Annotated in this window: 10 protein-coding genes and 1 tRNA gene; 3 read left to right on the top strand and 8 right to left on the bottom strand. The window is 46.4% G+C overall.

Annotation, left to right across the window (positions count from 1 at the left end; genetic code table 11):
- Positions 1–289: 289 nt before the first annotated feature.
- The 6 genes from cmk to GO493_RS24650 form a co-directional block, all read right to left on the bottom strand.
- Positions 290–979, bottom strand: coding sequence for a (d)CMP kinase (gene cmk, locus GO493_RS24675; protein ID WP_157308907.1), 690 nt, complete (start codon positions 977–979; stop codon positions 290–292).
- Positions 980–1,226: 247 nt separating this feature from the next.
- Positions 1,227–3,008 (bottom strand): hypothetical protein, encoded by a 1,782-nt coding sequence (locus GO493_RS24670; RefSeq protein ID WP_157308906.1) that lies wholly within the window; start codon positions 3,006–3,008, stop codon positions 1,227–1,229.
- Between the two features lie 127 nt (positions 3,009–3,135).
- Complete coding sequence (locus GO493_RS24665) at positions 3,136–4,704, bottom strand: T9SS type A sorting domain-containing protein (protein WP_157308905.1); 1,569 nt, start codon at positions 4,702–4,704, stop codon at positions 3,136–3,138.
- A gap of 69 nt (positions 4,705–4,773) precedes the next feature.
- Positions 4,774–7,263, bottom strand: a complete 2,490-nt coding sequence (locus GO493_RS24660; RefSeq protein WP_157308904.1) for a beta strand repeat-containing protein — start codon at positions 7,261–7,263, stop codon at positions 4,774–4,776.
- A 98-nt stretch (positions 7,264–7,361) separates the two neighbouring features.
- Positions 7,362–9,224, bottom strand: coding sequence for a beta strand repeat-containing protein (locus GO493_RS24655; RefSeq protein WP_157308903.1), 1,863 nt, complete (start codon positions 9,222–9,224; stop codon positions 7,362–7,364).
- Between the two features lie 524 nt (positions 9,225–9,748).
- Positions 9,749–12,283, bottom strand: coding sequence for an ATP-dependent Clp protease ATP-binding subunit (locus tag GO493_RS24650; RefSeq protein WP_157308902.1), 2,535 nt, complete (start codon positions 12,281–12,283; stop codon positions 9,749–9,751).
- Between the two features lie 195 nt (positions 12,284–12,478).
- Between GO493_RS24650 and GO493_RS24645 the strand changes: the two genes are divergently transcribed.
- Both GO493_RS24645 and GO493_RS24640 read left to right on the top strand, forming a co-directional pair.
- Positions 12,479–12,853 carry an STAS domain-containing protein gene (locus GO493_RS24645; RefSeq protein ID WP_394350750.1) on the top strand — a complete coding sequence of 125 codons (375 nt, stop codon included), beginning with the start codon at positions 12,479–12,481 and terminating at the stop codon, positions 12,851–12,853.
- A 167-nt stretch (positions 12,854–13,020) separates the two neighbouring features.
- Positions 13,021–13,929 (top strand): ribonuclease Z, encoded by a 909-nt coding sequence (locus GO493_RS24640; RefSeq protein WP_157308900.1) that lies wholly within the window; start codon positions 13,021–13,023, stop codon positions 13,927–13,929.
- A gap of 65 nt (positions 13,930–13,994) precedes the next feature.
- On the opposite strand, the gene dapA is transcribed toward GO493_RS24640, so the two are convergent.
- Together dapA and GO493_RS24630 are read right to left on the bottom strand one after the other, a co-directional pair.
- A complete protein-coding gene (dapA, locus tag GO493_RS24635) occupies positions 13,995–14,873 on the bottom strand; it encodes a 4-hydroxy-tetrahydrodipicolinate synthase (RefSeq protein ID WP_157308899.1) in 879 nt (292 codons plus the stop codon).
- Positions 14,874–15,036: 163 nt separating this feature from the next.
- Positions 15,037–15,990, bottom strand: coding sequence for an acetyl-CoA carboxylase carboxyltransferase subunit alpha (locus GO493_RS24630; RefSeq protein ID WP_157308898.1), 954 nt, complete (start codon positions 15,988–15,990; stop codon positions 15,037–15,039).
- A gap of 114 nt (positions 15,991–16,104) precedes the next feature.
- On the opposite strand from GO493_RS24630, the gene GO493_RS24625 reads away from it, so the two are divergent.
- Positions 16,105–16,178: transfer RNA gene (locus GO493_RS24625), tRNA-Asp, on the top strand.
- Positions 16,179–16,402: the final 224 nt, after the last annotated feature.

Here is a 16,402-nt window from a genome sequence, read left to right as displayed (position 1 = left end):
CCGAATAAGGTTTTTAAACCCCGTTATATTTATGTGTTGATATTAGAACGGTTAATAGCAACAGGTCTCCGGATATAGCTGATATAAAAGTCTGTCAGGCTTTATATCACTTCTCTTGACCAAGTTGGCAATATAATTGGACGGTCGTTCTTAACGCACCGGTCAACATGTTTACAACAAATTGCAGGAAATTCTAAAGGATGTGGAAAATTATCAAGGGTTTCTCCCCGGTAAAAATATATGGGGACAAGACAAATGTAAAAAAGGTTTTGCTAATAGTAAAATAAATTCAGGAGGATTGTACCATCAGCGCGTCTTCTACCCATTGCATAACAAGCCTGAGCTGGTCATCAGGAGTTAACTGACTGTTATCCAATATAATAGCATCTTCAGCTTTACGGAGCGGGCTGATCTCTCTGTTAGTGTCGATATAATCTCTCAGTTCCAGGTTTTCTTTTACTTCATGAATGGAAATATTCTTGTTCCTGGCATATAGTTCTTTGAAGCGGCGTTCTACACGGATAGCTGTATCGGCGGTCATGAATATTTTGAGCTCGGCGTCGGGAAAAACGGTTGTGCCGATATCCCGGCCGTCCATTACAATACCTTTCTGTTCCCCCATTTTCTGTTGCTGTGCTACGGCAAATTCTCTTACCTCTTTAACAGCGGCTACTTCACTTACCTTTTCGGCTACCAGCATTTCACGGATCATGAGTTCTACGTTCTCTCCGTTCAGGTGCATTTCAGATGCCTGGGTAATGGGGTTGTATTCAAATTCCAGTTCGATGTTATCCAGCGCTTCTCTTACTTCATCGTGGTTGTTCCAGTCAATACGGTTCTGGATAAAATACAGGGTAATGGCACGATACATGGCTCCGCTGTCGATGTAGGTGTAATCAAGCTCTCTTGCCAGTTGTTTGGCGAGGGTGCTTTTTCCACATGAAGAATAACCATCTATTGTGATAATAATTTTTTTCAAGACCCTGAAGTTAAATGCCTGATGAATTAAAAGACGGTGTAAAGTTACAGCAAAAATTTAACTGAGTTGCTCAAAAAAACGCTTTTGCCTCCGGCAAAAGCGTTTTTTTGAGTGGGGGGCGCTGCGCGCGGCTTTAAAAAGAGTTTTTTTTAAAAAAGGATTTTAGAGCGATGTACTGCTTTTAAAAGAGCTTTTTTTAAAAGAGGTTCTTTAAAGCAACGTATAGTTTTAAAAAGAGTTTTTTTGCTTACTGAATTACAGTAATATCATAAGTACCAGTAGCTGATGCTGCGGTGCCAGTAGTGTTAATGAATTTTATAATGACGTTACCTGCAGTAGTTCTTGCAAATGCAATTGCTACGCCGGCAGGAAGGCTTGCCCTGGGATTCACTATTACTGAGGCGTTTGCTGTCACATTTGCCATCGCAACTGTCACAGTAACCGGGTTGGTTGATGTTATTCCAGTAGCTGTAACAGAAACTCCTGTAGCTCTTAGGAGACCATTGAACACTGTTCCGTTTGTACCCAACTTCACATCTCCTTCTACATCCAGGTAAGCTTCCGGAGTGCTTGTATTGATACCTACATGACCACCGTTCTGCAAAAACAACCTGTAATCCATCACATTCGTTTCCACGAAATTCAAACCGCCGGCCAACATATTCCAGTGCCACTTTGTAGTGCCGCTTTCATCCTGGAAAGCCAGTACATCATTGCCATTAGCGCGGATCACTACCGGATGACCGTTATAGGAAGAAGCTCCGTTAAAGAGAGCAACTGTTTTATCTGTATACGCTCCTGTACCTTTTGTACCGCGGAAAAGCTCAGTATTATTATACTTCAGCACCATGGGCTGATCTACTGTTGTACCCAGGAAGCTGGTGGCTGTTGTATTACTGTTACCTGTAAAAAGCCAGTTGGTAGCGCTTGTCTCAGCTTTAGGTATCCAGGCATTGGCGGTAGCGTCCCATTTCAGGATATAATTATCTGTTGGCGCTATAGCAGCTACTCTCCTACCCTGGAGCTCAGAAGCGTTCCAGATAGCCAGCGAACTGTCTGTATACAGCGTACCACCGGTATTCAGTTTAATTGAATTATCCAATGCTACTTCCTGTGGGCTACCTGCTCCTGTTGCAAAACGGCCCAGCAGTTTCTGTGTATTGATGTTCTGCATTTTGGCGAAAGTGACGGCCTGATTGGCAATGGTAGTAGCTACAGAACCACTTCCGGTACCGGTTACATCGCCCGTCAGGGTGAATGCTCCAGAAGGAATGGCGGTATAGGAAAGCGTTGTTCCATTGCTTGTCAGAACGGTACCTGCTGCTCCAACGGTACTTAATCCTGTACCTCCGCGGGCAACAGGCAGAATGCCTGTGGTGATCTTACCTGCATCGAGCGCCGGTATATCTGCAGCTACAATAGAGCGGAAGGCTGGATTACCTGCTGCACCATCAGGAGCTGCGAAAAAAGTATTGGCTGTCTGTGAGTTCAGGCCGATACTAAAAGTACCGTTAGCTGTTAATGTAGCTGGAGTAACAGATAACAGGGATGGTACTGTAAGGCCGATAGAAGAAATAGAGCCGGTATTATTATCTGCTGCAGGCGCCCAGGTGGTACCGTTCCATTTCAGCACCTGGCCGGAGGTAGCTCCTGCCTGTGCTATCTTGGCACCGGTCACTGCTCCGTTAGCTATCTGCGGATCAGGGTAAGCGCCTGTCAGATCGCCACCGGCAGCACTGCCCTGTGGGATCAGCTTCTGCCAGTAACCGTTGGCGCGGATATAAATACTCTTATTTGTTGTGAGATAGATCAGCATACCGTCCGGTGCTGCATTAATAGGCGCCAGTGTTGTATCAGCAATGCGAGGTAATAATAAACCCTGTGATTTACTTTCCAGCTCCAGCAAGGCAGACTTCTGTATAGAAGTGGGATTATCTCCCAATTTCAGCTGTTGCGCACTGGCGATGGCCGATACGGATAATAACAGTGGTAAAAGCTTAACAGTATCCAATAATAATCTGGTCTTCATAAATATCGGGTTATGGTCAGGACAGTATATCACAAAAATAAGAAAGTACGCAGGGGATGCCTGCGCCTTTCTTTATGTTCTACGTATGTCCTTTCCAGTTTGCTATTGTTTGTCATAGGTGTTGTTACTATTCGATCACAACCACTTTTGTAACGTATGCCTGTTTCTTAGATTCTTTATGTGTCAATACCAATACGTAAGTACCCTTAGGCATGTCTTTGATCTGTACTTCTGTTTCACCTGTCATTTCCAGTTTCCGGACCTGCTGTCCCCAGGTGTCAAATACCTGTACAATGAGCGGCGTCCTGATACCTCTTACCTTCACTTTAAACTGGCCCTGGTTCGGGTTCGGGAATACTTTAGCCTGTACCAGCGGGCCTACTTCTCTTACGTCTGAGTATACATATCTGCCGGTAGTGGATACGGCCCTGATACGATAGTAGCTCCATCCATCGTAATCATTAATATCCTGGAAATAGTAGTCCAGTTTGCTGGTGCTATATCCTCCGGGGGCTTTTGTATCGACAGTACCGACCTTTTTGAATTCTGTTTCGTTGTCGAGCATACGCTCAATTTCAAATACGGAGTTGTTGGTCTCTCTTGTGGTAGTCCACAGCAGGTCTACCAGTGCATAGGAGACACGGTATGCGTTGAAATAGACGATATCTACCGGCAGATAGCTGGCAGTACCTGTGGTCATTTTAATGAAGTAGGCATCCGTTCCCAGTCCGGCAAAGCCGCGGGAGTGCATGGTAGCCGCCTCCTGCATGGGCTGGGTGGTGATCGTGCCTGTCTGCATATTGTCGTTGACAGATTTACGTACTTCCCATGCGCCGTAACTGAAACGGCTGATGTAGCTGTTTGCCCTGTTAACGCTGTATTCCGGTCCTTCATCTGCATTCAGATGTTGCAGGGTCAGTGCTGTCAGCCCGGTGCTGTTCGTTTCCTGGCCAATGTTCCAGGTTTTATACACTACGCTGTCATACAGCATGTCGCCGGATACTGCGTACTGCAATACTCTATCAAACACTCTTACTTTGAAGTCTTCCGCTGTTCCTTCATATACTACGCCGGCAGGGGCGTAGTTGGTGGCAGAAGTACCTACAGGGAATATTACCTGACCTGCTGCGCTGGTCAGTTTGGAGCGATAGAGGAAGCCTCCTGCTATATCCGCTCCCGTTACAATGTAACGTTTATCGCTATAACCGGTGATGGTACCTGGTGTGTTATGTCCTACCATGAGGTTCCATCCGTTAAGGAATACGTGGCCATTGGCCAGGTTCAGGTTATTCCTTACTTTGAGGTCGTTCAGGTCTGCCAGGACCACTCCGTTACCGTTGCTTATTTCGATATTAGGGAAGCTGGGACCTGTTTTGGAGGCAACGTTATATCCGCCTGCAATGATCTGCTGGCCGCTGGTGCCGGCAAAGCGGAAAATGCCGCCGGTACCGTCTGTGCCGCTGGCGCTTTCATCTGACAGTATAGCTGTATAGGTATTTGTCCATTGCTTACCCAGGAAATAAAGAAGTGTGGCGGGGTTAGAGCCCAACAATCCTTCGTTGGTAATATCCCCGAATACAGCAACATTACCAAAGCTCCATACTTTGCCATCAGCAGGAATATATACCGGCTGCTGAGCAGAAGTAGTTGTTGAAAGCAACAGAAAACAGAATAATATTAGTAGACTTCCCTTCATGTATCTGTTATGTTTTTACCATGCTTAGAGCTCTTTCTTTAACGAAAAGATTTTAATTACTAAGAATGATTATAATGCTGATGATGTTACAATCCATCTGCTATCGTCCTGCGAGTATATCAGAGTTACACAGCCAACACCAGTTGTTGCAATAGTACCGCCTGTATTGGATATGATCCTGTTTGCCGCGCTACTTGCCGTATTCTGATGCAGTATGGACATATTACTTCCGGTACTGTTATAAATTGTAATTATCTGACCATCTACACCTGCAGCAATTCCGGAAATCATAAAGTTTCCAACACTGGTACCTGCAATCCTGATGAAAGTAGAATTTCCTATTGCAAGATCATTGGTTACGGCTGCGGTGATGCTGATATTTACTTTTGCACCTGCTAATGTTGTGAAAGCGCCTGATGACCGTGTAGTAGCACCAATTGAAACACCATTCAGCGCTGTGGTCTGTTTCACATCGCCAGTGGCATTGATGACAAGTGGATTTCCGGTACCGCTGGAAGCCAGGTTGGCGAGGCGGATAGCATCGTTGTTAGCATCTACATGCAGACGTTTGGCGGGAGTAGCCCCGGCCAGTCCTATACCTACATTTCCGCTCTGCAGGCGCATTATTTCAGTAAAAGAAGGCGTAGCAAAGTAGTAGCTTTTAAATACAATAGGTTCGTTACCATCATCACCGATAATGAATTCGAAGCCACCGTTATTTGCTGTACCGGTTGCACCAAATTCAAAATAGTCTGTACCTGCTGAAGGGCCTTTCATACGGAAGTTACCGTCTGCAGTTGTCCACATTTTCGGTTTATAGAATTCAACTGTTGAAGGCACGTCAAACTGTAATGCAGATCTCAGGAGGGTAACTTTTTCATCATTATCCCTGTAATCGTCATAATCCTGTACGAGCCCTAAAGTGGCACGGCGAGCAAATTCCAGGAATGATGAGTTATTTGATTTGATCACCATCTTGTTATCGTCAACTGTTCCGAGGAACTGGGTTGCAGCATTAACGCCAGCATTACCGGTGATCAGCCAGTTGTTTGCGGCGGCGTTTGAAGTTACTACTACATCTCCGTTTGAATTTACGGACAAGACATTTGGCAATGATGATTGTAAAGTCGCGGCGCCCAATCCGGTCAGTCTTAAGCCTGACAAGCCAGAAGCGGCCACTGTTCCGGCTACTTCCAGTGTATTGTTAGGTGTATTGGTACCTAGTCCCAGGCGGTTATTGGTATTATCCCAAAAGAGATTGGCATTATTCTGCGTTAAAGTGCCTCCTGTGCCGGCAAACGGTACTGAACCGACTGTCATGGAAGGTAGTGCTGCCGGAGTATAATATTCAAAGCCTGTACCTCCGCTGTTGATCCTGATAGACTGGCCGGCAGATCCTATATATGTAAGACCGGTACCGCCTCTTGCAGGAGGGAAGATACCTGAAGTGATCTTAGCCGCATCCAGGTTGGGGATATCAGTATCTGCCAGTGTTGTTCCAAAAGTAACCCTGCCTTTTGCATCTGTGGTCACTTTGGTGTATGTGCCTGCTGTACCTGCATTGGCCAGCGTAGTGTTGATGTAATAGAAGTTGCCGGACCCTGATACGTCTCCACCCATGTTGATAGCAGAGGTCATCTGTACATAATCGTTAGACCATTCCAGGCCTGAGCCATCGCTCTTTACTCTCAGTACATTGGTGGCGCCTCCGAGGTAGTTCAACCCGGTGCCGCCAACGGAAGTAGGTAATACGCCTGAGGTGATCTTCTCTGCTCCGATATTTGGAATATCCAGGGCATCGAGCGCTCTGAAAGACGGAGCACCGGCAGACCATAAGGGAGAAGCGAATACCTGGCGCTGAGCCTGATTGGCAAAGGCGCCTGTCAGTGTACCTGATGATGTAACAGGACTGTTTGATATATTGAATACAGAAGACGGCAGGGATAGTCCTACGGAGGTAACAGAACCTGACCCGCCACTGGTAACTGCTTTGGGCAGCCAGGTGCTGGTAGTGGCATCCCATGAAAGTACGTCGTTGTTTGCCGGGGCGGTGGCAGCTATATTACGTCCCTGGAGCTGTGAAGCGTTCCAGATAGCAGATGAGTTAAGTGCTGAAATAACACCTGCACCGGTCAGGTTAATGCCGGTGCCAGCGCTGAATGCTGCCCTAGCCCTTGCATCAGTATAATACAGGTTGACAGATTCAGAAATATCGTTTGTGGTAAGGTTAACAACCGGACCTGTTTGTCCGTTTACGGATGTAATTGCGCTTGTTTCATCAACAAGTTTTCTCCAGACGCCATTTTTCCTGATGTACAGTAGTTTATCAGGTACATAGTAAATGAGCATCCCGTCAGGCGCTGCATTGAGCGGCGCAACTGTATAATTACTTATGCGGGGTAATAATAATCCCTGCTTGTCACTGTTCAGTTCTAGTAAGGCGGATTTTTCGATCACGGAGGGCGATGCACCCAGTTTCAACTGCTGCGCCCTCAGCAGCATGGGTGTGAAGAATAAAAAAAGACACAGTAGCGCTCCGCGACAATTCAATGTATTCATGAGGTATGTGGTAATAGTTGGTTCAAGAAATGGTAGGAGAAAAAAGAGCGAAACAGAAGCGGTATAACACCGCTTCTGTCTGCTAAATCATATTTCCCTTATTTCTTGATGATATACCATGCAGTACCATCAGTTTGTACAGTGATGTAAGTCCAGTCGTTGTAGATAGTGTAGCTGGCGCCACCTTCAATAGTACCACCGCCAGGCATAATTACAACGGGATTATCGATATCGCCGGACACTTTTTTGATAGTGTAGATACGACCTACGTTGTTAGATGCTGCAGCGGTAGAAGGAGCAGGCAGGGTGATAGTGATCTGGCTGGTAGTTGGTTTAGCCAGGATGGTGTTATCATCTGTAGTTACTGTATAGTCAGCGTTTACAGATTTGATAGCCATTGATACGGAACCAGCAACCTGTAGGGTAGAGTTAGCTGTTGTGTTAGCGCCTACTGCAACGGTAGAAGCAAAGCTCTTTTTACCTGCAAAGGTCTGATCGCCGGTGGATACGGCACCACGCTGAGCGGCGGTGTGAGTAGCATCTACAGCGCTCGCATCAGGAACGTTGAAAGTTACTGTTTTAGCGGTACCGTCAGCTACGATATTGAAGTCTGTACCGGTAGTACCAGGGTTGAAAGCAACGCTTGCACCGCCCGTAGAACCTGTACCGCCACCTGTGGTGATGAACTGTACAGCGCTTTCGATAGCTGCCATGTCAAATGCTCTTTTTACAACGGTGTTGGAACCGTCCTGTACCAATACGTTCAGTGCGCCGGTAGTAGTAGCAGGCAGGGTAGCTACTGTATTCAGGGTCAGTGCACCGCCTACTGTAGCAGCACCGGTGGTAGCCAGAGTGTTCAGGCTGGAGGCACCGGAAACTGTTAAGCTGGAGAGTGTGGAAGCGCCAGCGTTCAGGGTACCGCCGATGGTAGCATTGCCGGTAGTGAGCGCCAGGTTGCCGGAGTTTACGGTTACGTTACCCGCAGAAACGGTCAGACCGTTTGAAGCGGTAGTAGCGCCGGTAACTGTGAGATCGTTTGCGAAGGTTTTGTTACCACCGAAGGTCTGAGCACCGGTGGTTACGATACCTGCGTTAGTAGCGCTGGCAGCGAAGAGCTCCAGTGTATAGGTAGCGGTACCTGCGTTGTAGGTGATCTTACCACCTCTGTTCACTTCTGCGGCAGCTACTGTAGTAATGAAGTCGGCAACGGTGATGTTGTTTCCTGCTGATAAAGCCTGGAGTTTATTCCAATCGGCTACAGAAAGGAAACCGTATGTGGTAGCGGCAGAACCTGTTCCCAGTACTGGTGCATTGATTGTCAGGGCACCGGTAGTGGCATTTTCTGAGATATTGAAATCTGCGTTTGTAGTAGCAGCGTTGGCAGCGAAGTTGCTTACCAGGGTATTGAAAGCTGTTTTAGGCAGCTGTCTTTTGGTAACTGCGCCTGTGGTCTGGTCTATTACCAGTACATCGAAGCTGGTACCGCCGGAAACTACGTTTTTGAATTGCAGCTGACCATCGGTAGCTACATTGATCCTTTCAACACCGTTGGTACGGATAGAGAGAGGTTGGTTGTCTGAAGTACCGATATAGTTAGCAGCGGTAGTACCTGCATTACCGGTAGTGCCCCAGTTGGCCAGGGCGTCAGCTGCGCTGGCTATTTTTACCCAGGCGCCGCCTTTACGCATGTAAACTCCATCGTTGGCAGCAGTACCACTGTTCAGGTATACGATCATACCGTCAACAGGATCTGTTCCTATTGCTGTATTGATGCCGGTGAAGTCTGTCAGCCTTGGCAGCAACAGACCTTGTCTTGTGCTGTTCAGTTCCAGGATAGCTGATTTTTTAATATCAGTAGGATTATCACCAATTTTCATCTGGGCCTGAACCGCAGTAGCTGCAAGGGTGATACCACCAGCTAAGAAGAGAGTGCGCGAAGCGTTGCGTATAACTGATTTCATAGTATAGGGATAGATAGATTTTACGTTAAATAATGTATCCTTTTGTTTAATTATTGACATCGTGTTTTGCAAGTGAATATTACGCATCTCTTATGCACAATAAGTTCCGTTACGTTTAACCGCTTTTGGGGTAATCATAACAGACAGTAACTCTTCTCTTGCAGCGAGCTACCTTGTGTATCAGGTTTTCAGTAAATCAGGTTAAAAGAAGTAGATTGTCCACTGGTGTTCACGAACTGATGCTGATCATTAGTTCTCCTATACGATTGTATAGCGCAAATATCTAATATTAAAATATTTATTAAATGACACTAATGTATCATTTTAGTAAATAATGCAATTTGATATGCTATTGATTATGATTTATGCCTGTTACAAACATAACACATAAGTGTTATGTGAGAGAAATGTTAAAATTTAAAAACGGGCTTTAGGGGGGATGTTCCTTCACACGAAAGAGGTATATAAAAAAAGCTCCCGGGGGGTGACCCGGGAGCTTTTTTATATCAACTATGGCTTATTGTTTATGCTTCTGATTTTTCGGATTTGTTGCTTTTTGAAGAGTTCTTCAAGGTGAATATCAGTTTCTGATTTTCCTTGTCAAGATCTGCAATCAGCACATCGCCGTTGTTGATGTTCATATTCAGTATTTCTTCTGCCAGCGGATCTTCCAGGTATTTCTGGATGGCGCGGTGCAATGGGCGGGCGCCGAACTGCTGGTCGTAACCTTTCTCTGCCAGGAAGCCTTTGGCCTCTTCTGTCAGTTCCAGGCTGAAGCCCAGATTGTTGAGGCGTTTCAACACACTCTGCATAGTGATATCTATGATAGTGTGGATGTGCTCTTTGCTGAGAGAGTTGAATATGATGACGTCGTCGATACGGTTCAGGAACTCAGGAGAGAAGGTACGTTTCAGTGCCTTTTCGATCACTGCTTTGGTATTATCTTCTTCGCTGGTAGCTTTTGCGCTGGTAGTAAAACCAACGCCTGCGCCGAAGTCTTTCAGCTGGCGGACACCGATGTTGGAGGTCATGATAATGAGGGTGTTCTTGAAGTCCACTTTACGGCCAAGACCGTCAGTGAGAATACCGTCATCCAGTACCTGCAGCAGGATGTTATAGATATCCGGGTGAGCTTTTTCGATCTCGTCCAGGAGGATTACGGAGTAAGGTTTACGGCGTACTTTTTCAGTCAGCTGACCACCTTCTTCATAACCTACGTATCCCGGAGGTGCACCGATAAGGCGGCTTACGGAGAATTTCTCCATGTATTCACTCATATCGATACGGATCAGGGTATCTTCAGAGTCGAACATGTAGCGTGCCAGGGATTTGGCCAGTTCGGTTTTACCTACGCCGGTGGGGCCGAGGAAGATAAAGGTACCGATAGGCTTTTTAGGATCTTTTAATCCTACCCTGTTACGCTGAATGGCTTTGGTCACCTTGGAGATGGCTTCGTCCTGACCGATCACAGCGCCTTTCAGGTCTTCACCCATACGGCGGAGTTTTTCGGTTTCGGCCTGTACCATACGTTTTACGGGGATGCCTGTCATCATGCTCACTACTTCCGCGATAGCTTCTTCATCTATCGGGTAGCGTTTGTGTTTCACTTCTTCTTCCCAGACATTCTTGGCACGTTCCAGGTCTTCACCCAGTTTCTTTTCAGTGTCGCGCAGGGCTGCGGCTTCTTCGAAGCGCTGGCTCTTCACAACTTTATTCTTTTCCTGTTTGATGTCTTCGATCTGTTTTTCCAGGTCCAGGATATTCTGAGGAACGTTGATGTTCTTCAGGTGTACCCTTGCACCTACCTCATCGAGTACGTCTATGGCCTTGTCAGGCAACAGGCGGTCTGTCATGTAGCGGTCGCTCAGTTTAACGCAGGCTTCGATTGCATCCTGAGAGTAGCTAACATTATGATACTCTTCGTAGCGAGGTTTGATGTTGTTGAGGATCTGGATGGTTTCGTCTACGGTTGGAGGATCTACCATTACTTTCTGGAAGCGGCGGTCTAATGCACCGTCTTTCTCGATGTACATACGGTATTCGTCCAGCGTAGATGCGCCAATGCACTGAAGTTCGCCACGGGCGAGGGCTGGCTTGAAGATGTTGGAAGCATCCAGTGAACCGGAAGCGCCACCTGCGCCAACAATGGTGTGGATCTCATCTATGAAGAGGATCACGTCCCTGTTTTTCTCCAGTTCATTCATGATGGCTTTCATCCTTTCTTCAAACTGTCCGCGGTATTTTGTACCGGCCACGAGGGCTGCCAGGTCAAGGCTTACCACGCGTTTATCGAACAGCACACGGGAAACCTTGCGTTGCACGATGCGGAGGGCGAGGCCTTCCACAATGGCTGTTTTACCAACGCCTGGTTCACCGATGAGGATCGGATTATTCTTTTTACGGCGGGACAATATCTGCGATACACGCTCAATTTCCTGCTCGCGACCAACAATAGGGTCAAGACTGCCGCTCTCGGCCAGTTTGGTTATGTCCCTGCCGAAATTATCCAGCACGGGAGTTTTAGACTTCGTATTAGTTTGTTTGGCCTTGGAGGCAAAGCTTTTGCGTTCGTCTTCAAATTCTTCCTCTCCCGGATCATCAAACTCTGCCTTAGGATCTGCAGATTTTACGAAGCCCAGTTCGTTTTTAAAAGTGTCGTAATCCACGTCAAACTGTTGTAAGATTTGTGTACAAACGTTTTCTTTATTCTTGAGGATAGATAGCATTAGGTGCTCTGTTTCCACAGTTGGGCTCTTGAGCGCTTTGGCTTCAAGTACCGTTACACGTATAACCTTTTCTGCCTGTCTTGTAAGGGGTAAACTGTTGATGTTGGCGATGTTCTTACCTGTCTTGTCTTTAACGGCCAATTCAACTTCCTTACGCAGTTCATAAAGGTCTACATTTAAAGCCTGCAGAATTTTAACAGCTGTCCCTTCCCCTTCGCGAATAATGCCTAGCAGCAGGTGCTCTGTGCCGATGAAATCATTCCCCAGGCGTAAAGCTTCCTCTCTGCTAAACGAAATGATCTCCTTTACTTGCGGTGAAAAATTCTGGTCCATTGTGAGAATATTAAATTATTAAAACCCTTACGGGGACTTGCTTATACAATATTAGCAAATAATTTTGATTTACCTTTACCCTAACACTTTAATAGTATAAGTTACAATTAAAGTTGGGTAAGTAAGAACGAAGGCTGTTATTTGGCAGGATTCTGAATTACTTATTTACTAACTTATAAAAGAAAATCTTGCTTAATGGAATTCAAAATTGATACCAAAGAAAAAATACTGGTTGTGCAACCCCAAATCCCCGAATTGAATGCTAATTTGTCAGCCAGGTTTACTACTGACGTGAGCAATCTACCCGACCTTGATGGACGTAACCTTATACTGGACATGGCGTTAGTGGAAAAAGCCGATGAGGAAGGGCTGCGAGCCATTTTAACAGTCTATCACCAGCAGTATGACAGCGGGATGTCCTGCGCGCTTACCGGGCTTAACAGCACTTTAACAAATCAGATAAAAGCGGCAGACGAAACCGTCTACAACCTTGCCCCTACTATGTTAGAAGCTATTGACCTGGTGATGATGGAAGATTTTGAAAGAGAATTATTGAATGATGAGGAATAGTTCTTTATTACTCACATATTGATGCCATAATTTTCCGGAATATGGAATTCGTTTTCCATTTTCCGGAAATAAATCCCAGGTTTGAGTTTTATCAGGGGTATTTTTGGCTCTGCGGCCAAACTGAGGCATTGCAAATCCTGAATTTTCAGCAATTATTTATTTTTGGCATGTTTGCGGTTACGATTTTAGGTAATAATTCAGCTATCCCCACGTTAGAAAGGCATCCAACGGCCCAGATAGTTACATGCAACGAACAGTTGCTCCTGATTGACTGCGGAGAGGGCACCCAGCTCCAGATTGCACGTTATAAGATCAAAAGAAGCCGGTTACGGTATATTTTCATCAGTCACATGCATGGCGATCATTATTTCGGGCTGATAGGCCTGATAAACACCCTGAGCCTGCTGGGACAGAAAGAACCCCTGACGGTATTCGGTCCGCCGGAACTGGAAACCATTCTCCACCTCCAACTAGAATGTTCCGGCACCACTTTACAGTTTGAGCTCATATTTGTGCCTCTGCGAGAGGAGAACCAGGGGGTGATACTGGAGGATAAAGAGCTGCGGGTCAGCTTTTTCCCTGTACATCACCGGATACCTTGTTTTGGCTTTATCATTGAAATGCAGAAGCGTAAGAGGAAGATCATTCCTGACCAGGCCAGGGCATATGAGATACCCGCTGCCTATTTCTCACATTTGCAGGAAGGCGCTGATTATCAACGGAAAGATGGATTGCTGGTGAAGAATGACTGGGTAACGCTCCCCCCTCCTCCCGGCAAACGGTATGTGTATTTTGCGGATACGCAGTATTCGGAGGATCTGGCTGTTTACGCGCAAAATGCTGACCTGATGTATCATGAAACCACTTACCTGCAGCAGCTGGAGGAAAGGGCTACAGAACGGTTTCACAGTACAACCACGCAGGCGGCTACCCTGGCACTGAAAGCTAATGCCAAAAGACTGATCATCGGACATTTTTCGTCCAAGTATACGGAGCTGTCCGGTTTTGAGGAGGAATGCCGGCAGGTTTTCCCGAATACAGACCTTGCACTTGAAGGGACTACTTACCTGATATAAACAAAAAGGGTTTTGCCAGAAGCAAAACCCTTTTTTATTGGAAGCTGGCCTGCGGCCAACCGGAATTATGCGTAATTCTTCAAAAAAGCAGCAATACGGCTCTGTAAACCGGCGCTTACCGGTACAACAGGCAGGCGGAATACATTCTCTATCAGCCCGGCTTCCTGCATGAAAGCCTTTACACCTGCCGGGTTATTCTCTTCAAACATGAGATCAAACGCATCCTGCAGGCTATAATGCAGCTGACGGGCGGCAGGCAGGTCATTTGCCAGAGTGGCTCTGATCATACCGGAAACGCCTTCAGCAAAGTAGTTAGCTGCTACAGAGATCAGGCCGTCCATACCGGCAGCTACCTGTGGCATAGCCAGGGCATCATCCCCGCTTATTACCAGGAAATCTTCAGGTTTGTCTTTGATGATCTGCATACACTGTACCATATCGCCACTAGCTTCTTTCATTGCTATGATGTTAGGCACTTCATGAGCCAGGCGCAAAGTGGTCTGTGCTGTCATATTACGGCCGGTACGACCCGGCACGTTATACAGGATAACAGGTTTGGGAGAAGCGGCGGCAACGGCCTTATAATGCTGGAACAATCCTTCCTGGCTTGGCTTGCTGTAGTAAGGAGCTACGCTGAGCACGGCTGCGGCCTCGTCCAGCGGACAGGTTTCCAGCCGCTTCACGACATCGCGGGTATTGTAATCGCCTACGCCTATTACAACAGGGACCCGTTTGCTTACCTTTCCGAAGGTGAACTTTATAATGTCCAGCTTTTCTTCAGCGCTGAGAGTAGGAGTTTCTCCGGTTGTACCCAGAGACACAATATAATCTACCCCCCCGGAAATTACATGATCAATCACTTTTTCCAAAGCATTCCAGTCGATGCTTTCGTCTTTTTTAAAGGGCGTAACCAGCGCAACACCGGTGCCTCTCAGTTGTTCCATATTCTGTTAAGATTCCAGATAACTAATTTCAAATCATTCTCCGCACATTCAAAATGAGTAATATATCATATCATTTGGGCAGTCTGGCCTGGCGGTCAAACTGGATACTACTTCAAAATGTGGTGCAAAGATGACAATTTGAAATGGTATATGACAAAAAAATTTAGCGTTCTTCGAAAAAGCCCATGTTACTGAACTTGTCGATCCTCTGTTCGATACGGGTATCGGCATCGATCTTCTTCAGTTCTGCCAGGGTTTCCTTGATCTTCTGTTTGAGGATCACCGCCATTTCGTCCGGGTTAACATGTGCGCCACCCAGCGGTTCTTTGATAACTCCGTCTACCAGGCCAAAGCGGCTCATATGATCTGAAGTGAGCTTCAGCTCTTCTGCTGCCTTTTCCTTGAAGTTCCAGCTGCGCCAGAGGATGGTAGAGCAGTTTTCGGGAGAGATAACGGTATACCAGCTGTTCTCGAGCATCAGGATCCTGTCTCCTATGCCAATACCGAGGGCACCGCCGGAGGCGCCTTCCCCGATAATTACACAGATAACAGGTACGCGCAGTTTTACCATTTCAAAGATATTCCGGGCAATTGCTTCACCCTGGCCACGCTCTTCAGCTTCCAGACCGGGATATGCACCGGGAGTATCGATGAGGGTAACGATAGGCTTATTGAACTTTTCTGCCAGTTTCATCAGGCGGAGGGCCTTACGGTAGCCTTCAGGATTAGCCATCCCGAAGTTGCGGATCTGGCGCATCTTGGTGTTGATACCTTTCTGCTGACCGATGAACATGACGGTTTCTCCATCCAGTTCGGCGAAACCGCCTACCATCGCTTTGTCATCTTTCACATTCCTGTCGCCATGCAGCTCCACAAAGTTGGTACACATTTTTTCAATGTACGCCAAGGTATAGGGCCTATCAGGATGCCTGCTGAGGAGTACCTTCTGGTAGCTGGTGAGGTGGTCGTATAGTTCCTGCCGGGTAGTAGAGATCTTCTGCTCATACTCCTTGACAGTAGCGGTGACATCCACACCAGACTTTGCTCCATTCTCCTTCAGTTTTTCCAACTGATCATACAGATCCGCAATAGGTTTCTCAAAATCCAGGAATTGCATATTTAAGTATAAATTGGTTAAAGAACGGTGTAAAGATAAACTCTTAAATATTTTTTAAAAAAGATTTGCATAATTGATTGTTTTGTTGCTATCTTTGCAATCCCAAAACGGGAAGGATCAGTAGTTCAGTTGGTTAGAATGCCGCCCTGTCACGGCGGAGGTCGCGGGTTCGAGTCCCGTCTGGTCCGCAAAGAGGGACTGATTATCGAAAAGATGATCGGTCCCTTTTTCGTTTTCTGGGGGATTGCCCGATAGCTGGGCAATCCAGGAGAAAATATAATTATCGGATCAAGTTGAAAACTTGGGGGATTTTGATTCTAAGCATAGATTTTGGCTAATCTGTAAAGGAAAAACTCTACATCTCTGACTCCCCTTAGTGCATTTCTAAAGGCTTTAATCTTAGCATTGAACG

Source organism: Chitinophaga tropicalis, assembly GCF_009758205.1.
GTDB lineage: Bacteria > Bacteroidota > Bacteroidia > Chitinophagales > Chitinophagaceae > Chitinophaga > Chitinophaga tropicalis.
This window is presented reverse-complemented; position numbering and strand designations above follow the sequence as displayed.